Origin of the sequence: Streptomyces sp. NPDC008001 (assembly GCF_042958085.1) — a bacterium.
Lineage (GTDB): Bacteria > Actinomycetota > Actinomycetes > Streptomycetales > Streptomycetaceae > Streptomyces.
Genome location: NZ_JBIBIZ010000004.1, coordinates 461,272 through 484,534, shown reverse-complemented (window position 1 = coordinate 484,534; position 23,263 = coordinate 461,272). Strand labels below are relative to the sequence as shown.

The following is a 23,263-nucleotide window of genomic DNA, read 5'->3' as shown; positions in this document are numbered from 1 at the left end:
CGGCGTGGGGCGCTGCGGACCGTACAGCGCGTGGGGCGCGAGGGCCCCTGCACCATGAGTGCGGTGCCCTACAGCGGTGGGCCGGGCCCCTCTGCCGGCATGAGGCAGCCCCGCCCACAGCATGAGGCGGGGCCTGCTGGCCGCACGAGGCGGGGCCGGCCCGCCGCACGGGGCGGGTCACCTGCCGCATGAGGCGGGCGCTGCTTCCCGCATGAGGCGGTCCCGCCCGCCGCATGAGGCCGCCGGCCCGCCCCCACCCCCTCCCCCTCAGTCCAGCGACGTCATGACGTGCTTGACGCGCGTGTAGTCCTCGAAGCCATAGGCCGAGAGGTCCTTGCCGTATCCGGACTTCTTGAAGCCTCCGTGCGGCATCTCGGCGACCAGCGGGATGTGGGTGTTGATCCACACGCAGCCGAAATCAAGCTTCTTGGACATCCGCATGGCGCGGCCGTGGTCCTTCGTCCACACCGAGGAGGCCAGCGCGTACTCGACTCCGTTGGCGTACGCGACGGCCTGGTCCTCGTCCGCGAAGGACTGGACGGTGATCACGGGGCCGAAGACCTCGTGCTGGATGATCTCGTCGTCCTGCTTGAGGCCGGAGACGACGGTCGGGGCGAAGAAGTAGCCCTTCTCGCCCACCCGGTGCCCGCCGGCCTCCAGCTTGGCGTGGCCGGGCAGCCGCTCGATGAAGCCTGCGACCTGCTTGAGCTGGTTGGCGTTGTTGAGGGGCCCGTAGAGCACGTCCTCGTCGTCCGGCTGCCCCGTCTTGGTGTCGGCGGCGGCCTTGGCGAGCGCGGTGACGAACTCGTCGTGGACCGACTCGTGGACGAGGACCCGGGTCGCGGCCGTACAGTCCTGGCCGGCGTTGAAGTAGCCGGCGACGGCGATGTCCTCGACGGCCTTGGCGATGTCGGCGTCGTCGAAGACGACGACGGGGGCCTTGCCGCCGAGCTCCAGGTGGACGCGCTTGAGGTCCTTGGAGGCGGACTCCGCGACCTGCATGCCGGCCCGCACGGAGCCGGTGATCGAGGCCATGGCCGGCACCGGGTGCTCGACCATCAGGCGGCCCGTCTCCCGGTCGCCGCAGATGACGTTGAAGACGCCCTTGGGGTGGCCGAGCTCCTCCAGCACGCCGCCGATGATCTCGGCGATGAGGACCGTGGAGGCGGGCGTGGTGTCCGAGGGCTTGAGGACGACGGTGTTGCCCGCGGCGAGCGCCGGGGCGAACTTCCACACCGCCATCATCATCGGGTAGTTCCACGGGGCGACCTGCGCGCAGACGCCGATCGGCTCGCGCCGGATGATGGAGGTCAGGCCCTCCATGTATTCGCCGGCGGAGCGGCCCTCCAGCATCCGCGCGGCGCCCGCGAAGAAGCGGATCTGGTCCACCATCGGGGGGACCTCTTCGGTGCGGGTGAGAGCCAGCGGCTTGCCGGTGTTCTCGGACTCGGCGGCGATGAGCTCCTCGGCACGCGCCTCGATGGCGTCCGCGATCTTGAGCAGGACCTTCTGGCGCTCGCCCGGCACCAGATCACGCCACGCGGGGAAGGCGGCCTCGGCCGCGGCCATGGCGGCGTCCACGTCCGCGGCGCCGGACAGCGGAGCGGTGGCGTACGCCTCGCCTGTGGCCGGGTTGACCACCTCGGTGGTCCGGCCATCGGCGGCGTCCCGGAACTCCCCGTCGATGAAATTGCGAAGACGACGCAGCTCGGTGGTCATGGCTGCCACCCCTCCTGTCAGATGTCCACTGGGTGAGACCCGTCAGCCTAGTCAGTGAGCCCGCGTTTTCGACATACCTCACAGCTATGAACGACGGAATCAGTTATTCCTCCATGTGCCGACAACGAATTTCATCGCTCCAGGGTTGCCACACTGACGAGACGCATGCACAGTGGAGGCGTGGCCACTCGTAGTCCGGACCCGAAGAACGTGCACGGCACGCCGCCCGTCGACGCCGTCTCCCTGGCGATCATCGAGCAGCTCCAGGAAGACGGCCGCCGCCCCTACGCGGCGATCGGCAAAGCCGTGGGGCTGTCCGAGGCAGCCGTACGGCAGCGTGTCCAGAAGCTGCTCGATCAAGGCGTGATGCAGATCGTCGCCGTCACCGACCCGCTCACCGTGGGTTTCCGGCGCCAGGCGATGGTCGGCATCAACGTGGAGGGCGACCTCGATCCGGTCGCCGACGCCCTGACCGCGATGGACGAGGTCGAGTACGTCGTCGTGACCGCAGGCTCCTTCGACCTCCTCATCGAGATCGTCTGCGAGGACGACGACCATCTCCTCGAAACGATCAACAAGCGCATCCGGACCCTGCCGGGCGTGCGCTCGACCGAGAGCTTCGTCTACCTCAAGCTCCGCAAGCAGACCTACACATGGGGAACCCGATAGCCGTGAGCAAGGACCTCTCCCAGACTGCGTACGACCACCTGTGGATGCACTTCACCCGCATGTCGTCGTACGAGAACGCTCCCGTCCCGACCATCGTGCGCGGCGAGGGCACCTACATCTTCGACGACAAGGGCAAGCGCTACCTGGACGGCCTCGCAGGGCTGTTCGTGGTCCAGGCGGGCCACGGGCGGGCCGAGCTCGCGGAGGCGGCCGCCAAGCAGGCGCAGGAGCTGGCGTTCTTCCCCGTCTGGAGCTACGCGCACCCCAAAGCCGTCGAGCTTGCCGAGCGGCTCGCCCACTACGCTCCGGGCGACCTCAACAAGGTCTTCTTCACCACCGGCGGCGGCGAGGCCGTGGAGACCGCGTGGAAGCTTGCGAAGCAGTACCACAAGCTCACGGGCAACCCGATGAAGTACAAGGTCATATCCCGTGCCGTGGCCTACCACGGCACGCCCCAGGGCGCACTGGCCATCACCGGCCTCCCGGCCCTCAAGGCCCCCTTCGAACCGCTCGTCCCCGGCGCGTACAAGGTGCCCAACACCAACATCTACCGGGCCCCGGTCCACAGTGACGACCCCGAGGCGTTCGGCCGCTGGGCCGCCGACCAGATCGAGCAGCAGATCCTCTTCGAGGGGCCCGAAACGGTCGCGGCCGTCTTCCTCGAGCCGGTGCAGAACGCCGGCGGCTGCTTCCCTCCCCCGCCCGGCTACTTCCAGCGGGTACGCGAGATCTGTGATACGTACAACGTGCTGCTCGTGTCGGACGAGGTCATCTGTGCCTTCGGCCGCCTCGGCACGATGTTCGCGTGCGACAAGTTCGGCTACGTTCCGGACATCATCACCTGTGCCAAGGGCATGACGTCCGGCTACTCCCCCATCGGCGCGACCGTCGTCTCCGACCGGGTCGCCGAACCGTTCTTCAAGGGCAGCAACACTTTCCTGCACGGCTACACCTTCGGCGGCCACCCCGTCTCGGCGGCGGTCGCGCTCACCAACCTCGACATCTTCGAGCGCGAAGGCCTCAACCAGCACGTGCTCGACAACGAGTCGGCCTTCCACGCGACCCTGTCGAAGCTGCACGACCTGCCGATCGTCGGCGACGTGCGCGGCAACGGCTTCTTCTACGGCATCGAGCTGGTGAAGGACAAGGCCACCAAGGAGTCCTTCACGCCGGAGGAGTGCGAGCAACTGCTCTACGGCTTCGTGTCGAAGAAACTGTTCGAGAACGGCCTGTACTGCCGCGCCGACGACCGCGGTGACCCCGTCATCCAGGTCGCTCCGCCGCTGATCTCCGACCAGTCCACCTTCGACGAGATCGAGCAGATCCTCCGCGGCGTGCTCGCGGAGGCGTGGAGCAGGATCTGACGGACCCAGGCGTACCGCCGGCACCCGCCCGCGGTACGCCCTTCCCGCCGTGGCCCCGCGCGACCCCCCACAGGTCATGCGCGCGTGGGCCACGGCTTCGCCGTATGCGGGGGAGGGATGGCGCTTTCCGCACCGAGGGCCCCATGCCCGGCCCCATGCCAGGACCCGCTCGAGGTGGCCTCATGCCGGGCCGACACCTGCCCTCCCCCGGGCCCCATGCCCCGCCTCATGCACCGCTGGGCCGGCGGTGAGCTCAGCGCACGCACCCGCACACCGGTCGCACGCGAGACGCACGCCCGTCGCATGCGCACCACGCCGCACCGCACACCCGGTCGCCCGATTCCGCCGCATGTGCGCTCCGACTCATATGCGACCCCTGGGGCATGAGGCCGACCGGAGGAAAGTGGGCCCTCCAGCGCCGAGCCTGGGCAAAGGCTAGGATCCCGGTTCCGTACGGTGCCAGTGACCCAATGGCCTCCGGTTCGTTCCCCCGGACAGGGGAACGGACCCTACAGCGACCCGAGGTGCTCGATATGGTGGCCCCGCCGGACAACGACGTGCTCTGGGCACGCGGCCTGCACTACGCCCATAGCGGTTCCCCCGCGCTCGCCGGGGTCTCCGTCGGCGTACGCGAGGGAGAGATTCTCGCCATCACCGGGCCACGCGGCTCCGGCAAGACCACGCTCCTCAAATGCCTGTCCGGGCAGATCGTTCCCGCGCCCGGCGAGGTGTGGTTCAACAGCGCCCCCGTGCACACCCTCTCGCGCGCCGCCCGGGAGCGGCTGCGGCGGGAGCGGTTCGGGTGGATCGACAGCGAGCCCCACCTCGTACCGGAGCTGACCGCCTGGGAGAACGCGGCGCTGCCGCTGCTGATGCGCGGCGTCGGGCACCGGGCCGCCAAGCGCACCGCCGGAGAGTGGCTGGAGCGCCTTGACGTCGGCGACTGCAACCGCAAGCGGCCCGCCGCTCTGCTCCAGGCCCAGCGCCAGCGGATCGCCATCGCACGGGCGCTGGCGAGCGAGCCCACCGTGCTGTTCGCCGACGAGCCGACGGCGCCGTTGCACAACGCGGACCGGGCGCAAGTGCTGCGTACGCTGGCCTCGGCCGCACGCTCGCACCACATCACGGTCGTGATCGCCTCGCTGGACGACGAGATCGCCACCTTGGCCGACCGTACGGTCTCCCTGGTGGACGGCCGCCGCGGCACCGCCATCCCGGTACCCGACGCACCCGACGGAGAGGGCAGGGCGGCGTGCTCAGTCTCCGCCTAGCGCGCGGCGCGCACCCGCTCGTCCTGCTGCGCAGGCTGCTGGTGGCGGCCGCCGCGGCCGGCGTGGGCTTCCTGCTGCTGTGCACCCTGGGGTACGCGGTGGCCCACCCGCAGTCGACGGGCCAGTCGCTCGTCCGGCTGGTCTGGTGCGCGGTGCCGCTGGCGGCAGTCGTCCAGTTCGCGCTTGCAGTGGCTCGTAGCGATCCGGCGACGCGGCCCCGTGACGGCCTGGACGCCGCGGGTCTCGGCCCCGTCCAGCTCTCGCTTCTCGCGGCGGCGTCCACTGCGATCTCGTGCGTGCTCGGCAGCGGTTTCGCCCTGCTGCTGTACATGGAGCTGCGGGGTGACCTCGGCGGCCCGCTGAGCGGTTCGGCGAGACGGCTGCTGGACGGCCAGGTGCACCTCCCGTGGGGCGCGACGCTGACCCTGCTGGGCCTTCTGCCGACCCTTGCTGCGGGTGCCTGCGTCATCGCGCTGCACCCGCGGCGTGAGGCGGCGGCCACGACCCGGCAGGCCGTCACAGAGCCGACGGAAGCCATTGAGTCCCTGGAGGGCACGGGGCAGGCGGAACCGGACGAACTCTCCGTCGGCGCTCCGCCGGTCCCGCCCGCCGCGCCCGCCTTCGCCCCCAAGCCGGTCTACGCGGGCCTCCCATGGGGCGTCGCGATCATCGCGGTCGGGCTCGCTCTGGAGGCCTACGTGGGCCACGGTCCGGCGCCCGACCCCAACAAGCTGATCTCGCTGCCCGGCCGGACGAACGGTGCGTCCCCCGGTGTACTGGGAGGCTGGCTCCTGGCCTCCTTGGGGCTCGTGCTGGCCGGCCCGGGGCTGACCCACTGGTGCGGTGTACTCCTGGCGGCAGGACGGCCCGGAGCGGTCCGGCTGCTGGCCGGGCGGATACTGCAGGACGCCGCCACCCGGATCGGCCGCCCGCTGGGCGTCCTGTGCGCGGTCGCCTCGGGCGCTCTGGCCGCCGCCGAACTCTACGGCGCAGCATGGGACTCCTCCGGGCCCCGTCCCTTCGGCCCTCTCACGGGCCTCGGAGCGGCGCTCGTCATGGCGTGTGTCACGGCCACGGCCATCACTGCGGCCCTCGACAGCCGGCAGAGCCGGACGGGCACCACGGCGGCCCTGCAGCGCATCGGCATCCCCGCGTCCATGCTCCGCGGCGCGGCCGTTCTGCGCACATGCGTGCTGCTGGCCGTTCTGACACCGCTGACGTGGGCGATCGCGGAGCTCGTGACGCTGCCCATGTCGCGTTGAAGGCGCATGGGGGCGGGCCCCTCGCCCGGGCCCGCCAAGCACCTCCCGCACAACAGTTCTTGACCAGTTCTTGACTCAAGGCAACTTCGTCGCCGGATTGCACGTCTGCTGAGGAGCACGACGGATATCCGGCGAACGGAGCTATTGGTGATCATCGGCCTTGTGACGGCTGTCGCGGCCTCGGCCTGTTACGGCACAGGTTCGGTCCTGCAAGCCGTGGGCTCGCGGAAATCGGCCCGCCGGGAGGCCTCGAAGGCCTCCTCGACGGGCACCACCCAGCACGGTGGGCCGAGCCTGTCCTCCACCGCGAAGGCTGCGGTGACGTGGGAGTTCATGGTCGGCACGGTCCTCGACTTCCTCGGTTTCGGGCTCGGCGCCCTGGCCGCCCGCATGCTGCCGCTCTTCCTCTCCCAGACGGTCATCAGCGCCAACCTCGTCGTGACCGCGCTGCTGAGCATCAAGCTTCTGGGCCTCCGGCTGACCCGGCCCGAGTGGGCCTCCATCGGTGTGGTCTGTTCGGCGCTGGTACTGCTGGCAACGGCCGCGGGCCACGAGGGCGGCGGCGACACCTCGATGTCCACGCACTGGTGGCTGCTGATCATCTCGGTCGTGCTGATGGGCGGCGGCACCGTGGCCGTTCGCCTCATGGGCGGACGGGCTGCGATCCTGGCCGGCCTGCTGTCCGGACTCGGTTTCGGTGCGATCGGTGTGGGCGTCCGGATCCTGGACGGCATCGATCCGTTCGACCTGCCGACGCTGATCGCCGACCCGGCGCTCTACGCGATCCTGATATCCGGTGCAGTCGGCATGTATCTGCACACGGTGGCCCTGCAGATCGGTTCGGTCAACGGTGCCACGGCGGCCCTGGTGGTCGGCGAAACCATTCTTCCCGGCATCATCGGTGTCCTGCTGCTCGGCGACAACTCGCGCCCCGGCTTCGCCTGGGTCGCCGTCCTCGGTTTCGTACTGGCGGTCGCAGGCGCCGTCGCAGTCGCCTGGTTCGGCGAGCCGGACACACCCGTGACGGAGCCCGAACCACAGGAACTCGAACCTTCGGCGGTGCGCTGACCATCGCCCGAGCCCCGGCCGCCGCACGGCAGCCGGGGCTTGGACGTATCCCGCCCCGGCGCAGACCTACCCCGCGCGCGTGCTCGCGCCGCTCAGTCGTCACCGGCGGCAGTGCCGCCCAGCACGACGACGTCGGCCACGTCGAAGGCGACGCCCACACGGTCGCCGGCTTCGGGGGCCCCGTGCAGCCCGCATGCCGCCTCCAGCACGGGGCCGTCCGCAGGACGCAGCATCAGCACAACGTGATCACCCCGGAACGTCCGGCCGGTGACGGTGCACGGCAGGCCCTCGGCCTCAGGCACCAGCCGCACGCCGGCAGGGCGTACGAGCAGCCTGCAGGTGCCCTGGCGCGAGCCAGGGGGGACGGGGACCGTGCCCCAGGCGGTGTCCGCGCGATCTCCGCTGACCGAGGCCTCGACCACGTTGTCGAAGCCCAGGAAGCGCGCCACGAACTCGGACGCCGGCCGCCGCCAGACCTCCAGAGGTGTGCCGGCCTGAGCGATCCGGCCGTCGCGCATCACGACCACCCGGTCGGCCAGCGCGAACGCTTCCCCCTGATCGTGCGTGACGGCCAGCACCGTAGTGCCCAGCCGGCCGAAAAGGTCGCGCAGCTCGACCACCAGGCGCTCGCGCAGGCCGCGGTCCAGCTGCCCGAGAGGTTCGTCGAGCATCAGCAACCGGGGCTGCGGTGCGAGGGCCCGTGCCAGGGCCACACGCTGCTGCTCGCCGCCGGACAGGGCCGCGACGGGACGGCCCTGTGCGCCCGGCAGCCCCACCAGGTCCAGGAGGTCGGCGACCTTCCGCGCCGTTTCGGCGCGGCCGGTCCCCCTCATGCGCAGCCCGAATCCGACGTTCCCCGCCACGTCCCGCTGCGGGAAGAGCTGGTGGTCCTGGAACATCAGGCCCACTCCGCGTCGGTGCGTGGGGACCCCGCTCTGGTCCCGGCCCGCGAGGAGCACCCGTCCGGTGTCGGTCGGCTGCAGGCCGGCCACCACCCGCAGCAGCGTGGACTTGCCGCTGCCGCTGGGGCCCAGCACGCAGACGATCTCGTGCTCGGCCACCTCCATGTCCACCGCGTCGAGCACGGCGCGCTCACCGAAACGGACGGCGACCTTCTCCAGGCGCAGCAGGGCCATCTAGAACTCCCCCGTACGGTCGGTGCGGATACGTTCCAGCACCAGCAGAGCTGCAGCGCACACCAGCATCAGGATCGTGCTCAGGGCCATCGCCTGCCCGTAGGTGAGCTCCCCGGGGCGGCCGAGCAGCCTGGCGACGGCGACGGGGAGGGTGGGGCTGTCGGGGCGGGCGATGAAGACAGTCGCCCCGAACTCGCCCAGGGACACGGCGAACGCGAAGCCGGCCGCGACCCCGAGGGCCCGGCCGACCAGTGGCAGGTCCACTTCCCGCCATGCCCGCAGCGGCGAGGCGCCCAGTACGGCGGCGGCCTCCCGCAGTCGTACGTCCACGGCCCGCAGCACCGGCAGCACAGTGCGGACGACGAACGGAACACCCACCAGCGCCTGCGCGAGGGGCACCAGGATCCAGGACGTGCGCAGGTCGAGAGGAGGCTCGTCGAGGCTGATGAGAAACCCGAAGCCGACGGTGACGGCGGAGGTGCCGAGCGGCAGCATGAGCAGGGCGTCGAAGCCGCGCACGAGGCGCCCCTCGCGGCGGGTCAGCGCCGCGGCCGCGAGCCCGCCGACCACCACCGCGATGGCCGTGGCGGCGAGGCCGTAGGCGAGGGAGTTGCCGATCGCCTCCAGCGGGGCGACGACGAACGTGCCGCCGTTGCCGTCCGCGGAGGCGAGGGCGCGGTAGAAGGCCAGCCCGTAACCGTCCGGGCCGTCGAAGGAGCGCAGGACGAGGACCACGAGCGGAGCGAGGATGAGCACGGCGACGACCGCCAGGACGGACGCCAGGAACGCCCACTGCCCTGCGCCCTGCGGGCGCCGCGCGGTGCGCGCCGGGTCGACGAGCCGCAAGGTCGCCTCACGCCGCCGCACCGTGCGGGCGTGGACGGCCAGCAGCGCGGCCACGGCCACGAACTGCAGCAGGGTGAGGACGGCGGCCGTCGGCAGGTCGAGCATCTGCGCGGTCTGCTGGTAGATCTCCACTTCCAGGGTGGCGTAGCGCGGACCGCCGAGGATCTGCACGACGCCGAAGGAAGTGAAGGTGAAGAGGAAGACCATGAGGGCCGCAGCGGCCACCGCCGGCGCCAGGGCGGGCAGCGTGACCCGCCGCCAGGCCTCGAAGCGCCCCGCGCCCAGGACCCTCGCCGCTTCCTCCTGCCGGGGGTCGAGCTGGGCCCACAGGCCTCCGACGGTGCGGACGACCACCGCGTAGTTGAAGAACACGTGGGCGAGCAGGATCGCCCAGACCGTGGTGTCCAGGCGCACTCCCCACCACTCGTCCAGCAGCCCCCCGCGCCCGAGCAGCGCCAGGAAGGCCGAGCCGGCCACCACGGTCGGCAGGACGAACGGCACGGTCACCACCGCGCGCAGCATGCGCTTGCCGGGGAAGTCGAACCGGGCGAAGGCGTACGCGCCGGGGAGGGCCAGGGCGAGGGTCAGTGCGGTGGAGGCGGCCGCCTGCCAGGTGGTGAACCAGAGCACGTGTCCGATGGCCGGGTCGGTCAGGACCTCCCCGGCGCGGGCGAACTGCCACTCTCCGCCGTCCTTCAGTCCCCGGAGGACGATCGCGGCGACGGGGTAGGCGAAGAAGACGCCGAAGAAGGCGAGCGGCAGGGCCATGAGGCCCAGCCGCACCGCCGTGCGCCGTCCGCCGCCCGCGCCCCGTGCGGGGCCCCGTGCCGCGGCCCGCGCGTCTACTTCAGGACGAGCGAGGACCATGCCTTGACCCACTGGTCGCGGTTCTTGGCGATCTTCTCGGGGGCCATGGTGCCGGGGTCGGTCACCTGCGCGCCGTACTTGGTGAACAGCTCGGGCAGCTTGGCGTCCTGGTTGGCGGGCTTGACGTACATCTGCAGGGGCATGTCCTCCTGGAAGGTACGGCTCAGGAGGAAGTCGACCAGGGCCTTGCCGCCCTCGGGGTTCTTCGCGCCCTTCAGCAGCCCCGCGAACTCGGTCTGCTGGAAGCAGGTGCCGGTGGCAACGCCGGTCGGTGCCTCGGCGGGCTGCGGCTTCACGCCCATCACCTCGGCGGGCGGGCTGGACGCGTAGGAGACGACGAGGGGCTTGTCGCCCTTGGCCTTCTTGCCGCCCGCGGAGCCCGAGAAGCGCTCGTTGTAGGCCTGCTCCCAGCCGTCCACGACCTCCACGCCGTTGGCCTTGAGCTTCTTCCAGTAGTCCTGCCAGCCGTCGTCGCCGTACTTGGCGGCCGTGGCGAGCTGGAAGGCGAGGCCGGGGGACGACGTGGCGGCGTTCTCGGTGACGAGCAGGCCCTTGTACTCGGGCTTGACCAGGTCGTCCAGAGTCTGCGGCGGGGCCACCTTGTGGTCGGCGAAGTAGGCGCGGTCGTAGTTGACGCAGATGTCGCCGGTGTCGACGGGGGTGACGCGGTGCTCGCCGGCGTCGGCCTGGAGCTTCCGCGGGACCCTGTCCAGGCCCTTGGCCTCGTACGGCGCGAAGATGCCCTTGTCGAGCGCCCGGGAGAGCAGGGTGTTGTCGACGCCGAAGAAGACGTCGCCCTGCGGGTGGTTCTTGGAGAGGATGGCCTGGTTCACGGCCTGGCCGGCGTCGCCGCCCTTGACGACCTTGACCTTGTACCCGGTCTGCCGGGTGAACTCCTTCAGGACCTCGTCGGACGCGACGAAGGAGTCGTGGGAGACCAGGGTGACGTTCTTGTCCTTGCCGTCGGACGCACCGCCGCCCGAGTCGTCCGAGCTCCCGCACGCGGCCAGGGCCGGAAAGGCGAGCACGGTGACGGCGGCCGTGCCGATGGCACGCCGCAGATTGGTGTTCATGGTTGAGCTGACTCCCTACGCCGGTATGACCCGGATCAGGTCCGAGGGTCTGCGGGCCGTGCCGCACTCTCAGCGCCCCGTGGGCGCTCCCCTGTCGGATTGTTCATTTGTGCGAGTTGTTCGTTGACGCGAGAGGGCACCGTATCAGTGCCCTCTCCACGGATCGGTGTCCGGCCTGAGGCGCCCGGTCAGCGCTCGGTGGCGGCCAGCTGGCCGCAGGCCCCGTCGATCTCCTGGCCGCGGGTGTCCCGGACGGTCACGGGCACACCGTGCGCCGCGATCGCCGCCACGAAGGCACGCTCGTCCTCGGGGCGCGAGGCCGTCCACTTCGAGCCCGGGGTGGGGTTGAGCGGGATGAGGTTGACGTGGACGCGCTTGCCCTTGAGGAGCCGCCCGAGGAGGTCACCGCGCCACGCCTGGTCGTTGATGTCGCGGATCAGGGCGTACTCGATGGAGATCCGGCGCCCGGACTTCTCCGCGTACTCCCACGCGGCGTCGAGGACCTCACGGACCTTCCAGCGCGTGTTGACCGGCACCAGGGTGTCGCGGAGCTCGTCGTCCGGCGCGTGCAGGGAGACGGCCAGGCGGCACTTGAAGCCCTCGTCGGCGAAGCGCAGCATGGCGGGTACCAGGCCCACCGTGGAGACGGTGATGCCGCGCTGGGAGAGCCCCAGGCCGTCCGGCTCGGGGTCCGTGAGGCGGCGGATGGCGCCGACGACGCGCTTGTAGTTGGCCAGCGGCTCGCCCATGCCCATGAAGACGATGTTGGACAGCCGCGCGGGGCCGCCGGGGACCTCGCCGTCGCGCAGGGCCCGCATGCCGTCCACGATCTGGTGGACGATCTCGGCCGTCGACAGGTTCCGGTCCAGTCCGGCCTGGCCCGTGGCGCAGAACGGGCAGTTCATGCCGCAGCCGGCCTGCGAGCTGATGCACATGGTGACCCGGTCCGGGTAGCGCATCAGCACGGACTCCACCAGCTTGCCGTCGTGCAGCCGCCAGAGGGTCTTGCGGGTGGTGTCGTCGTCGCACGAGATGTGCCGCACAACACTCATGAGCTCCGGCAGCAGCTCGGACGCGAGCTTCTCGCGGGAAGCCGCCGGGATGTCCGTCCATGCCGCCGGGTCGTGCGCGTACCGGGCGAAGTAGTGCTGCGAGAGCTGCTTGGCGCGGAACGGCTTCTCGCCGATCGCGGAGACGGCCTCGCGGCGCTCGGCCGGCGAAAGGTCGGCAAGGTGCCGCGGGGGCAGTTTGGCCCCGCGGGGGGCGACGAACGTCAGTTCTCCAGGCGCGGGGGCCATGAGCAAGGACTCCTCATTGACGACGGCGGATGACCTCCGCAATCGCGGAGCCAGCGGCAGGACGATGCCGGAACCCGGAGATCTCACAGGGGCACCCCCGCTGGTGCGGGGCCGGAAAAGGGCCCGCCGCGCGAGCAGCGAGCCCTTCCAGGGTACCTGGCCCGGTTTTCAGGCCGAGCCGACGAAGACGACCATGAGCAGCCAGACCACCGGCGCGGTCGGCAGGAGCGAGTCCAGCCGGTCCATGATGCCCCCGTGCCCGGGCAGCAGCGCGCCCATGTCCTTGATCCCGAGATCCCGCTTGATCATGGACTCGCCGAGATCGCCCAGCGTGGCGCTGACCGCGACCGCGAGGCCGAGGAGCAGGCCCTCCCACCACGCACCGTCGTCGATCAGGAACTGCATGCACAGCGCGCCGGCGACCATCGCGAAGGCGACCGCCCCGACCAGCCCCTCGCGCGTCTTGCCCGGGCTGATGCGCGGGGCCAGTTTGCGCTTGCCGAACTTCCAGCCCACCGCGTACGCGCCCGTGTCGCTGACCACGGTCAGGATCAGGAACGTGAGCACCCGCCACGCGCCGTCCCCCGCCGCCAGCATGAGGGCCACGAAAGTGGCCAGGAAGGGCACGTAGAAGGCCGCGAAGATGCCCGCCGTGACGTCCTTCAGGTAATCGTCCGGCGACTCCGTCATGCGCCACACGAGGACCGCCAGGGCGGTGAAGGCCACGGCCACCCACGCGCCCTCGGCGCCGCTGGCATAGCCGGCGATGACCATGGCGGCACCGCCGACCGCGAGGGGCACCAGCGGGGCCCGGATCGACTTGCGCTCCGCGAGGCGGGAGGTCAGCTCCCACAGCCCGACCACGACGGCGATCACGATCACGCCGAGGAAGACGGGCTTGTAGATGAACAGGGAGGCGAGGATGACCGCGCCCAGGCCGACGCCGACCCCTATCGCCGCCCGCAGGTCACGGCCGGCGCTCTTCTTTCCTGCCTTCGGCGACTCGGGGGAGGCAGGCACCGGGGCGGGGTCGTGGGGCCGGATGTCGGGCTCCTGTTCGTCGCGGAACAGGGGGCCGCGGAGATGGGCGGCCCCCTGGTCACGGTCGTCCTGGTCTCCGCCTGAGGAGGGCACGATGGGCATGGGCCGAGTCTGCGCCGCCACGCCCGCCTCGTGCACAGGACCCGCCGAGAAGGACGCGGAGGACGGCCCCCGGTCGGTGGGCCCCCGGTATCCGGCGCTCGGCGTGGCCCCCCAGGATGTCTCGTTCATCAGACCTCGAGGAGCTCGGCTTCCTTGTGCTTGAGCAGCTCGTCCACCTGCGCCACGTACTTCGCGGTGGTGTCGTCGAGCTCCTTCTCCGCACGGCGCACCTCGTCCTCGCCGGACTCCTTGTCCTTGACGAGCTTGTCGAGGGCGTCCTTGGCCTTGCGGCGGACGGAACGGATCGAGACCTTGGCGTCCTCGGCCTTGGTCTTGGCGACCTTGACGAACTCCCGGCGGCGCTGCTCCGTCAGCTCCGGGAAGGTCACCCGGATGATGTTGCCGTCGTTGCTCGGGTTGACGCCGAGGTCGGAGTCGCGGATCGCCTGCTCGATGTTGCGGAGCGCGCTCTTGTCGAAGGGCGTCACCACCGCCATGCGCGGCTCCGGCACCGAGAAGGACGCCAGCTGGTTGATCGGCGTCAGCGCACCGTAGTAGTCCGCCACGATCTTGTTGAACATCGCCGGGTGCGCACGCCCGGTGCGGATCGCCGCGAAGTCCTCCTTGGCGACCACAACGGCCTTCTCCATCTTCTCCTCGGCCTCGAGGAGGATCTCTTCGATCACCACTTGCTCCTGGTGTTATCAGTAAGCAGAGCCTCGCCCCTGCGCGCGTCTTCTCCTGCACGGTGTCCGACCGGCAGGCAGTTGTCCATCCCCGTGCCGAGGTCTTCCCACGGCACGGAGTTGCCGTCCGCACGGGGCCCGGCCCCTGCGGACGGCTGTGCGGGTCGTCAGTCCCGCGTGCTCTGGTCGCTCACGAGCGTGCCGATCTTCTCACCCTTGACCGCACGCCCGATGTTCCCCTCGGCGAGCAGCTCGAAGACCAGGATCGGCAGCTTGTTGTCCATGCACAGGCTGATGGCGGTGGCGTCGGCGACCTTCAGGCCCCGTGCGAGCACCTCGCTGTACTCGAGGGCGTCGAACTTCACCGCGTCGGGGTTCTTCTTCGGGTCGGAGTCGTAGATCCCGTCGACGCCGTTCTTGCCCATCAGGATCGCCTCGGCGTGGATCTCCAGGGCGCGCTGGGCGGCGGTGGTGTCGGTGGAGAAGTAGGGCATGCCCATGCCCGCGCCGAAGATCACGACGCGGCCCTTCTCGAGGTGGCGCACGGCGCGCAGCGGGATGAACGGCTCCGCGACCTGCCCCATGGTGATGCCGGTCTGGACGCGGGTCTCGATGCCTTCCTTGACCAGGAAGTCCTGGAGGGCGAGGGAGTTCATCACGGTGCCGAGCATGCCCATGTAGTCCGAGCGGGCCCGGTCCATGCCGCGCTGCTGCAGTTCGGCGCCGCGGAAGAAGTTGCCGCCACCGATGACGACGGCGATCTCGTAGCCCTCGCGGACCACGGCCGCGATCTCACGGGCGATGGCGTGCACGACATCGGGGTCTACGCCGAGGCCGCCCCCGCCGGCGAACGCCTCGCCGGACAGTTTGAGCAGGAACCGGCGGCGTGAGCCGTGGTCAGCACTGGTGTCGTCGGCAGCCTGCCGGGCGTCCGCACCCTGATTCATTGGAGCTCTCCTCGTGCACATACGAAGAAGGCCATTGCCGGATGGGTCCTTTCGGTTCCCTGTACGGCAATGGCCTCCTCGTCACATCAGCGGCCGACCGGTGAGGGATCGGCTGCGTACGACCCTAGCGGGTCGCAGGTCAATCGCTGCCCTGCTGACGGCTCAGGCGCCGACGCGGATGCGCGCGAAGCGCTTCAGCGTGACACCGGCCTCGTCCAGGATCTTCTGGACGGTCTTCTTGTTGTCCTTGGCGAACGCCTGGTCCAGCAGGACGTTCTCCTTGTAGAAGCCGGTGACGCGACCCTCGACGATCTTCGGCAGGGCGGCCTCGGGCTTGCCCTCCTCGCGAGCGGTGGCCTCGGCGACGCGGCGCTCGTTCTCGACCGTCTCGGCCGGGATGTCCTCGCGGCTGAGGAACTTCGGCGCGAAGGCGGCGATGTGCTGCGCGACGTCCTTGGCGACCTCGGCGTTCTCCTTGTCCAGCTCGACCAGGACGCCGACCTGCGGGGGCAGGTCCGCGGCGGTGCGGTGCATGTACACGGAGACGAAGCCGTTGTCGAAGCGCGCGAAGCGGTCGACGACGATCTTCTCGCCCAGGGTGGCGTTGGCCTCGTCCACGTACGCCTGGACGGTCTTGCCGGCCTCGATCTCGGAGGCCATGAGGGCCTCGACGTCGGCCGGGGCGCTCTTGGCGACGTGGGCGGCGAGGGCCTCGGCGACGGCCACGAACTTCTCGCCCTTGGCGACGAAGTCGGTCTCGCACTTCAGCTCGACGATGACACCGGAGGTGTTGTCGTCGGCGATGACGGAGACGACGGCACCGTTCTCGGTGGTGCGGCTCTCGCGCTTGGCAACGCCCTTGAGGCCCTTGACGCGCACGATCTCGACGGCCTTCTCGAGGTTGCCCTCGGCCTCGTCCAGCGCCTTCTTGCAGTCCATCATGCCGGCGCCGGTGAGCTCGCGGAGCTTCTTGACGTCAGCGGCGGTGAAGTTCGCCATGGTCTGTGAATCTCTCTCGAAAGTCGTTAGGTGACTACGGGTGCACGACGGGGGCGGCGCGTGGTGCGCCGTCCCCCGCCGTGATCTACCGACTGAGTTGTCAGGCCTGCTCGGCGTCCGCGGCCGGAGCCTCGGCAGGGGCCTCAGCGGCCTCAGCAGCGGCCTCGGCCGGCTTCTCGGCCTCGGCGTCGGCCTTCTTCTCACCCTCGAGCAGGTCGCGCTCCCACTCGGCGAGGGGCTCGCCGGCGGCCTTGTCGGCCTTCGCGTCACCGGTGGCGGCACCGGAGCGGGCGATGAGGCCCTCGGCGACGGCGTCGGCGATCACACGGGTGAGCAGCGTGACGGAGCGGATCGCGTCGTCGTTGCCCGGGATCTTGTAGTCGACCTCGTCGGGGTCGCAGTTGGTGTCGAGGATCGCGACGACCGGGATGCGGAGCTTGCGCGCCTCACCGACGGCGATGTGCTCCTTCTTGGTGTCGACGATCCAGACGGCGCTCGGCACCTTCTGCATCTCGCGGATGCCGCCGAGGGTCTTCTCCAGCTTGGCCTTCTCGCGGGAGAGGACCAGGAGCTCCTTCTTGGTGAGGCCGGAGGCGGCCACGTCCTCGAAGTCGATGAGCTCGAGCTCCTTCAGGCGCTGCAGGCGCTTGTAGACGGTCGAGAAGTTGGTGAGCATGCCGCCCAGCCAGCGCTGGTTGACGTAGGGCATGCCGACGCGGGTCGCCTGCTCGGCGATGGCCTCCTGGGCCTGCTTCTTCGTACCGACGAACATGATGGAGCCGCCGTGCGCGACGGTCTCCTTGACGAACTCGTAGGCGCGGTCGATGTACGACAGCGACTGGAGCAGGTCGATGATGTAGATGCCGTTGCGCTCCGTGAAGATGAAACGCTTCATCTTCGGGTTCCAACGACGGGTCTGGTGACCGAAGTGGACGCCGCTCTCCAGCAGCTCCCGCATCGTGACGACGGCCATGGCCGCGCTCCTTGAAATACTCGGTTTCACGACGGCCGGGCGGCCGCCGCTCCTGACGCCCCGACGCGCCTGCCGTGGACGGCGCCCTTGCGAGAACCGTTCCGCGGACCGAGAGACACGGCCACCGGGCTGCCCGAAAAGGGACTGACGCGCCGGTAGCGGGGCGTGCGAAGTCGATCCGGTGACCCGGATCGCCATGAGAAGTGTACGGGACCCGGGAAGGGCCGGGTGACGACGTTGTGCACAACCCGCGAGTAGTCCACAGATCTCCGTCAAGATCCCCACGAATGCCGGGGGTCCGTCACCGTACCGGCATGACTCTCATCGGATCTTTGACGCGGTTCGGATCTTTCACTCGCCTGCTCGCCGGGGCCGGCGCGGTCACGCTCTGTGTTCTCGCTGCGGCGTTCGCCGGGGGTGCGACCGCGGGGGCGAAACCGTCGGCGGCCCCTGCCCCGGTGCCCGCTCCCCCGCCCGGCACGTACGCCGCCGCGCCTGCCGGCCCTGCCCGGTCCCCTGCCGCGGAACCCCGGCCCTCCGGGCCGTCCGGGTCATCCGGGCCGGCAGGCGGCGGTCCGGACCGGGGCGACCGGGCCTGGCCGGTCGCCGGTGGGCGCGGCGGCCGGCCTCTGCTCATGCGCGCCTGGCGGCCGCCGCCGGTGCCCTGGGCCGCCGGGCATCGCGGGGTGGATCTCGTGGCGCGCGCCGGTCAGCCGGTACGGGCGGCCGCGCCCGGCACGGTGTCGTTCGCCGGCACCGTCGCGGGACGGGGCGTGGTGGCGGTCACGCATCCCGGGACGGGCGAGCCTCCTCTGCGGACCACGTACGAGCCGGTGGACGCGCTGGTGAAGCAAGGGGACCAGGTGGCGGCGGGCCAGGTGATCGGCACGCTCCAGGCGGGGTCCTCGCACTGCTCCGGGGGCTGCCTGCACTGGGGGCTGCTGCGAGGGAAGATCTACCTCGACCCCTTGTCCATGCTGCCGCCGTGGATGCTGCGCAGGCCGCCGTCCCGGCTGCTGCCCATGTCCGGCGGGACCGGTACGGCGGCGGTCAGCCTCTGACGCCGCGCAGCGCCATGGACACGGCCGCCTCGATGATGCGTCCGGGCTCCTCGGCCGCGCCCAGCTCGATCCGGCGGACGGCGGCGTCGACCACTCCCTGGAGCAGCATGGCGGCCAGGCGCGGCTGCTCGTGGCCGAGGCCTTCGAGGGCCTCGACGACCATGGCGATGAGCCCGCCGTGCGCGGCCCGGATCTTCTCGCGCGCGCCCGGGTCCAGCTCTCCGGCGGAGATCGCGACCACGGCGCGGTGACGGCGGTCGCCGACAAGGGCCAGCTGCCGGCGCACGTACGCCTCGATCTTCGCCTCGGGGGTGTCCGCGCCTTCCATGGCGGCCTCGACCTCGGCCGCCCACACGGGGAAGTCGACGGCGCACAGCTCTTCGACCACGGCTGCCCGGGAGCGGAAGTACTCGTAGACCGAGGAGCGTGCCAGCCCCGTGCGCTCGGCCAGGGCGGGGAAGGTCAGCGCCTCCGTGCCGCCTTCGGACAGCAGGGAGCGGGCGGCGTCCAGCAGGGCGCCGCGCTGCATCGTCCGGTGCTCGGCCACTGAGGCCGCTCGAATCCTGGGCACGTCCCCACTTTACGGATTGCCGGGGGCCGGGACGACGCCGAGGGAGGATTCCCGCCCGGTGTCAGCGGCCGGCGTCCGCCAGCTTGGCCCTCAGCTGGAGCACCGATTTCGTGTGGATCTGGCTGACCCTGCTCTCCGTGACGCCGAGAACGTGCCCGATCTCGGCCAGCGTGAGGCCCTCGTAGTAGTAGAGGGTGACCACGGTCTTCTCGCGCTCGGGGAGCGTGTTGATCGCGCGGGCGAGGAGGCGGCGCAGTTCGCGGTCCTCGGCGATCTCCACGGGGTCGTCGGCGGCCGTGTCCTCCAGGGTGTCCATCAGGCTCAGCCGTTCGCCGCCCTCGGCGCCGGCGTGCAGGAGGTCCTCCAGGGCGACCACGTTGGTGAGGGACAACTGGCTGAAAACGCCGTGAAGTTCCTCGATGGCGATGCCCATCTCCGCGGCGACCTCGGCCTCGGTGGGGGTGCGCCGCAGCTCGGCCTCCAGCGTGGCGTACGCACGCTCGACCGCGCGTGCCTTCTGGCGGACGGAGCGCGGGATCCAGTCCAGTGCGCGCAGCTCGTCGATCATCGCCCCGCGGATCCGGGTGATGGCGTACGTCTCGAACTTGATTTCCCGTGCGGGGTCGAACTTCTCGATGGCGTCGATGAGTCCGAAGATCCCCGAGGAGACGAAGTCGGCCTGCTCGACGTTGGGCGGCAGGCCGACGCTGACACGCCCCGCCACGTACTTCACCAGGGGCGAGTAGTGAAGGATCAGCTGTTCACGCAGCCGGTCGTCGCCCGAGGTCTTGTACGACCGCCACAGCTCATCGAGCGTCGAGGGTGCGGGAGGGCGCTCGGCGCCGCGCGCCGCGGGGGGCACCGCCGCGCGGTCCGAACCGGAGGTGTGCTGGGGCATTCGTCGTCTTGAGCCGTTCTGCTGTGACGTGGATCGAGTGGTACGAATGGCTGGAATCCCGTGAGCGTAGCGTGACTGCTGCGTTGCGGTATGCGATGAGTCCTCTCCGGTCGGTCTGCGGATGAGCTCCCCCGCCGGAGCACCGGCGTGCGACTGCGGGGCCGGTGGCCGTACGGGCCTCGCCTATCGGCGGCCGCGGTCGTCCCCTTAACCTTTTCACCCGATCGCCCCAGGTCAAGAACCGCCTCGCCGCGCGGACGAGCGCCGTCCGGGGGGCTTGGGGGTGCCGGATGTTGACGGTGGGGCGGCCAACTTCCACCGGTCGTCGTGGCGTTCGACGAAGCCGAGCGACTGCAGCTCGTACAGCCTGGCGAGCGTCTGATCCCTGCTCAGGCCCGCGTTTCGCGCGATGAGATCCCTGTCGCCGCCGCTGCCCCCGGGCACGGCTTCGAGGACCATGGACGCCGCGGGGGCCAGCAGGTCACGGGCGACGACGGGGCCGTGGCGCTCGGGGGCGAGGTCGCCGATGCCGCCGACGAGCTCGGCGATCTCGTCGGCGTCGGTGACGAGGACGGCGTCCTCGCGGAGCAGTTCGTGGACACCGGCCGAGAGGCCGGAGGTAACGGGCCCGGGCACGCCCATGGTCTGCCTGCCCAGCCGGCGTGCGCGGCGGGCCGTCACGAGCGAACCGCTGCGGTACTCGGCTTCCACGACCACGGTTCCCCGCGTCAACGCCGCGATGACGCGGTTGCGCAGGACGAACCGGCTGCGGGTGGGATGCCCGCCCGGCGGCAACTCGGCGAGCACGAGACCCTGTTCCACGATCCGGCCGAGCAGGTCCGCGTGACCGCGCGGGTAAGGCACGTCGACTCCGCAGGCCAGCACGGCCACGGTCGCCCCGCCCGCGGCGAGCGCTCCCCTGTGGGCTGCACCGTCCACGCCGTATGCGGCTCCGGAGACGACCACCCAGCCGCGCCGGGCGAGCCCGGAGCCGAGGAGCGACGCGACATGCGAGCCGTAGTCGGTGCAGGCGCGGGCGCCGACCACGGCGACCGAGCGCAGTGCCCACAGCCTCAGGTCGGCGCTGCCGCGCACCCACAGACCGAGCGGACGGGCGTCGCCGAGGTCGTCCAGCTGCCGGGGCCACTCCCGGTCGCCGGGGCAGAGGAAGCGGCCGCCGAGCCGGTCGACGGCATCGAGATCCCGCTGGGGGTCCAGGGCCGCGGCCCGCTGCCGGCACCCGGCGAGCCGCTCGCTGCCGGCTCCCCGCGGCGCCGGCCCCGCCCCGGTGAGCCCCCGCACCAGCCCCACCGCTCCTATCTCCCGCAGCCAGCGGCCCACGCGCTCGTCGCCGGGCTCGGTCAGGCGGGTGAGGGCGGCGCGGGCCAGCCGTTCGTCGGGGGCGGGGGCGGTCACGGGCGGTCCCCCGCCAGGACGGCGCCGCGGTGGACCCCCGTACGCAGCTCCAGTGCGCAGTTGACGTCCGCGGCGTCGGGGCGGTCGTGCCCGGCGAGGTCGGCGACCGTCCATGCGACGCGCAGCACGCGGTCGAGGCCACGCGCCGTCAGCATGCCCCGCTCCATGTCGCGTTCGGCTTCGGCGAGGGCTCCGGGAGCCACGCGCCAGCGGGTCCTCAGTTCGTGGCCGGGGACCTCGCTGTTGGTCGCCCACGGCATGTCCGCGAGGCGGGCGGCGGCCCGCTCCCGGGCGGCGCGGACCCTCTCGGCCACCACGGCGGTCGTCTCCGCTCCCGCCCCGATCGCCATGAGCTCGGAACGGGCCACCGGCTCGACCGTCACCCTCAGGTCGACCCGGTCCAGGAGGGGGCCGGACAGACGGGCCCGGTAGCGCCTGACGGCCTGAGGGGCACAGTCGCAGCCCTCGCCCAGCATTCCGTGCCTGCCACAAGGGCAGGGGTTCGCGGCGAGGGCGAGCAGGAACCGGGCGGGGAGCCGCAGGACGCCGCCGGAGCGGGCCACGATCACATGCCCCGATTCGAGCGGCTGCCTCAGTGCGTCGAGCACGCGTCCGGAGAACTCGGGTGCCTCGTCCATGAAGAGCACCCCGCGATGAGCCAGGGAAACGGCGCCGGGGCGCGGCAGCCCCGAGCCCCCGCCGACCAGGGAGGGCATGGACGCCGAGTGGTGCGGAGCGCAGTAGGGGGCCCGGTCGAGGAGAGGCTGACCGGCGGGGAGCGTTCCCGCCACGGAGTGGACCGCCGTGACTTCCAGGGACTCCTGCGGGGTGAGCGGGGGCAGCAGGCCGGGAAGCCGCTCGGCGAGCATGGTCTTGCCCGCTCCGGGCGGGCCTTGGAGGAGCAGGTGGTGCCGTCCTGCGGCGGCGACTTCCAGGGCCGTACGGGCTCTGTGCTGTCCGGCGACCTCGGCGAGGTCGGGCTGCCGTTCGCCGAGCAGGACGCCCGTCCCGAGCCCTGCTCCGGGCACCGAGAGCCCCGCGAGCATCGGATCGGGGCGGCCCTCCTGCAGTGGCTCCTCTTCGGGCACCGGCTCGTCGGTGAGGACCGCGATCAGCTGGCGCAGACTGCGGATGCCGAGCACCGAGACACCGGGCACGAGGGACGCCTCGGCGGCGGTGCGCTCGGGGACGACGACCTGCCGGTAGCCGGCGTCGGCGGCGGCCAGGACGGCCGGCAGCACACCCGGCACCGGCCGGACGCGGCCGTCGAGGCCCAGCTCCCCGATCAGGACCAGGTCGGCGAGCTCGCGCGGGTCGAGGCGCTCCGAGGCGGCCAGGACGGCGCAGGCGACAGCGAGGTCGAAGCCGCTGCCGCTCTTGGGGACCGACGCGGGGCTCAGGCCCACGGTCAGCTTCTTCTGCGGCCACTCGGCGCCCGAGTTCACGACGGCGGCGCGGACGCGGTCCTTGCTCTCGACGAGGCTCTTGTCGGGGAGCCCGACGAGGGTGAAGGCGGCGACTCCGGGCTCCAGATCGGCCTGGACCTCGACCACCACGCCCTCGACCCCGACCAGCGCCACCGAGCACGTACGGGCGAAGCCCATCACGCCACCCCCTTGGCGTGCTCGACGGCGGGAGCCCCGCGGCCGGGGACGATCACGCCCACGAGGTCGATCCGCACGCCGCCCGGGGGCGGGCCGCCGTGGCAGGCGAGCCAGCGCTCCGCGAGCCGGCGCAGCCGCTCCGCCTTCACCGGGGTGACGGCCGCCATCGGATGCTCGAAGACACCGCTGGTGCGGGTCTTGACCTCGCACACCACCAGGGTGTCGGCCTCCATGGCCACGATGTCGATCTCGCCCTCGCGGCATCTCCAGTTCCGTTCGAGAACGAGGATGCCGGCCTGGGCCAGCTTGCGGACGGCGAGATTCTCGCCGTAGCGACCGAGTGTCTGTCGGGCGTTCACGGGCACCACCTCCGGCGCCCACCCTGCCGCCGC

21 protein-coding genes and 1 riboswitch are annotated in these 23,263 nt (G+C 71.2%); of the genes, 6 read left to right on the top strand and 15 right to left on the bottom strand.

Annotated features, from left to right (window positions below; all coding sequences use genetic code 11):
• Positions 1–267: 267 nt before the first annotated feature.
• On the bottom strand, positions 268–1,719 hold the full coding sequence (locus tag ACFZCD_RS13775; protein ID WP_391830236.1) for a gamma-aminobutyraldehyde dehydrogenase: 1,452 nt from the start codon (positions 1,717–1,719) through the stop codon (positions 268–270).
• Between the two features lie 165 nt (positions 1,720–1,884).
• Here ACFZCD_RS13775 and ACFZCD_RS13770 point away from each other — a divergent pair, with 165 nt between their 5' ends.
• The 5 genes from ACFZCD_RS13770 (at position 1,885) to ACFZCD_RS13750 (ending at position 7,353) form a co-directional block, all read left to right on the top strand.
• A complete protein-coding gene (locus ACFZCD_RS13770) occupies positions 1,885–2,388 on the top strand; it encodes an Lrp/AsnC family transcriptional regulator (protein WP_391830234.1) in 504 nt (167 codons plus the stop codon).
• Positions 2,373–3,752 carry an aspartate aminotransferase family protein gene (locus ACFZCD_RS13765; protein ID WP_391830232.1) on the top strand — a complete coding sequence of 460 codons (1,380 nt, stop codon included), beginning with the start codon at positions 2,373–2,375 and terminating at the stop codon, positions 3,750–3,752. The genes ACFZCD_RS13770 and ACFZCD_RS13765 overlap by 16 nt, the downstream gene beginning before the upstream one ends.
• A 533-nt stretch (positions 3,753–4,285) precedes the next feature.
• Positions 4,286–5,023, top strand: coding sequence for an ABC transporter ATP-binding protein (locus ACFZCD_RS13760; RefSeq protein ID WP_391830230.1), 738 nt, complete (start codon positions 4,286–4,288; stop codon positions 5,021–5,023).
• Positions 5,005–6,285 (top strand): hypothetical protein, encoded by a 1,281-nt coding sequence (locus ACFZCD_RS13755; protein ID WP_391830228.1) that lies wholly within the window; start codon positions 5,005–5,007, stop codon positions 6,283–6,285. Before ACFZCD_RS13760 ends, ACFZCD_RS13755 begins: the two co-directional genes overlap by 19 nt.
• 147 nt (positions 6,286–6,432) lie before the next feature.
• Entirely contained in the window at positions 6,433–7,353 is a 921-nt protein-coding gene (locus ACFZCD_RS13750) for a hypothetical protein (RefSeq protein ID WP_391830226.1), read from the top strand.
• Positions 7,354–7,445: 92 nt separating this feature from the next.
• Here ACFZCD_RS13750 and ACFZCD_RS13745 read toward each other — a convergent pair whose 3' ends face one another.
• The 9 genes from ACFZCD_RS13745 to rpsB all read right to left on the bottom strand — a co-directional run bounded on the left by ACFZCD_RS13745 (position 7,446) and on the right by rpsB (position 17,321).
• Complete coding sequence (locus tag ACFZCD_RS13745) at positions 7,446–8,489, bottom strand: ABC transporter ATP-binding protein (RefSeq protein ID WP_391830224.1); 1,044 nt, start codon at positions 8,487–8,489, stop codon at positions 7,446–7,448.
• The gene (locus ACFZCD_RS13740) at positions 8,490–10,202 is read right to left on the bottom strand and encodes an ABC transporter permease (protein ID WP_391830222.1); all 1,713 of its coding nucleotides are present in this window, start codon (positions 10,200–10,202) and stop codon (positions 8,490–8,492) included. It abuts the gene before it with no gap.
• Positions 10,178–11,275 (bottom strand): thiamine ABC transporter substrate binding subunit, encoded by a 1,098-nt coding sequence (locus ACFZCD_RS13735; RefSeq protein WP_391830220.1) that lies wholly within the window; start codon positions 11,273–11,275, stop codon positions 10,178–10,180. Before ACFZCD_RS13735 ends, ACFZCD_RS13740 begins: the two co-directional genes overlap by 25 nt.
• Positions 11,271–11,378, bottom strand: a riboswitch (TPP riboswitch). (Overlaps the previous gene by 5 nt.)
• An 85-nt stretch (positions 11,379–11,463) precedes the next feature.
• Positions 11,464–12,573, bottom strand: a complete 1,110-nt coding sequence (gene rlmN, locus ACFZCD_RS13730) for a 23S rRNA (adenine(2503)-C(2))-methyltransferase RlmN (RefSeq protein WP_391830218.1) — start codon at positions 12,571–12,573, stop codon at positions 11,464–11,466.
• Positions 12,574–12,741: 168 nt separating this feature from the next.
• Positions 12,742–13,845 (bottom strand): phosphatidate cytidylyltransferase, encoded by a 1,104-nt coding sequence (locus ACFZCD_RS13725; RefSeq protein ID WP_391830217.1) that lies wholly within the window; start codon positions 13,843–13,845, stop codon positions 12,742–12,744.
• On the bottom strand, positions 13,845–14,402 hold the full coding sequence (gene frr / locus ACFZCD_RS13720) for a ribosome recycling factor (protein WP_030369660.1): 558 nt from the start codon (positions 14,400–14,402) through the stop codon (positions 13,845–13,847). Before frr ends, ACFZCD_RS13725 begins: the two co-directional genes overlap by 1 nt.
• 167 nt (positions 14,403–14,569) lie before the next feature.
• The gene (gene pyrH / locus ACFZCD_RS13715; RefSeq protein WP_391830215.1) at positions 14,570–15,349 is read right to left on the bottom strand and encodes a UMP kinase; all 780 of its coding nucleotides are present in this window, start codon (positions 15,347–15,349) and stop codon (positions 14,570–14,572) included.
• Positions 15,350–15,511: 162 nt separating this feature from the next.
• The gene (gene tsf, locus ACFZCD_RS13710) at positions 15,512–16,348 is read right to left on the bottom strand and encodes a translation elongation factor Ts (RefSeq protein WP_391830213.1); all 837 of its coding nucleotides are present in this window, start codon (positions 16,346–16,348) and stop codon (positions 15,512–15,514) included.
• 100 nt (positions 16,349–16,448) lie between these two features.
• The gene (gene rpsB / locus ACFZCD_RS13705) at positions 16,449–17,321 is read right to left on the bottom strand and encodes a 30S ribosomal protein S2 (RefSeq protein WP_391830211.1); all 873 of its coding nucleotides are present in this window, start codon (positions 17,319–17,321) and stop codon (positions 16,449–16,451) included.
• Positions 17,322–17,608: 287 nt separating this feature from the next.
• Between rpsB and ACFZCD_RS13700 the strand changes: the two genes are divergently transcribed.
• Positions 17,609–18,382 (top strand): M23 family metallopeptidase, encoded by a 774-nt coding sequence (locus ACFZCD_RS13700; protein WP_391830209.1) that lies wholly within the window; start codon positions 17,609–17,611, stop codon positions 18,380–18,382.
• Here ACFZCD_RS13700 and ACFZCD_RS13695 read toward each other — a convergent pair.
• The 5 genes from ACFZCD_RS13695 to ACFZCD_RS13675 form a co-directional block, all read right to left on the bottom strand.
• Positions 18,372–18,911, bottom strand: coding sequence for a TetR/AcrR family transcriptional regulator (locus ACFZCD_RS13695; protein WP_391830394.1), 540 nt, complete (start codon positions 18,909–18,911; stop codon positions 18,372–18,374). The two genes, ACFZCD_RS13700 and ACFZCD_RS13695, sit on opposite strands and share 11 nt — an antisense overlap.
• A gap of 103 nt (positions 18,912–19,014) precedes the next feature.
• Entirely contained in the window at positions 19,015–19,851 is an 837-nt protein-coding gene (gene whiG / locus ACFZCD_RS13690; RefSeq protein ID WP_391830207.1) for an RNA polymerase sigma factor WhiG, read from the bottom strand.
• Between the two features lie 234 nt (positions 19,852–20,085).
• Positions 20,086–21,267: a DNA-processing protein DprA gene (gene dprA, locus ACFZCD_RS13685; RefSeq protein ID WP_391830205.1), complete on the bottom strand. Its 1,182-nt coding sequence runs from the start codon at positions 21,265–21,267 to the stop codon at positions 20,086–20,088.
• Complete coding sequence (locus ACFZCD_RS13680) at positions 21,264–22,871, bottom strand: YifB family Mg chelatase-like AAA ATPase (protein ID WP_391830203.1); 1,608 nt, start codon at positions 22,869–22,871, stop codon at positions 21,264–21,266. The genes dprA and ACFZCD_RS13680 overlap by 4 nt, the downstream gene beginning before the upstream one ends.
• Positions 22,871–23,230, bottom strand: a complete 360-nt coding sequence (locus ACFZCD_RS13675; protein ID WP_391830201.1) for a YraN family protein — start codon at positions 23,228–23,230, stop codon at positions 22,871–22,873. Before ACFZCD_RS13675 ends, ACFZCD_RS13680 begins: the two co-directional genes overlap by 1 nt.
• Positions 23,231–23,263 lie beyond the last annotated feature (33 nt).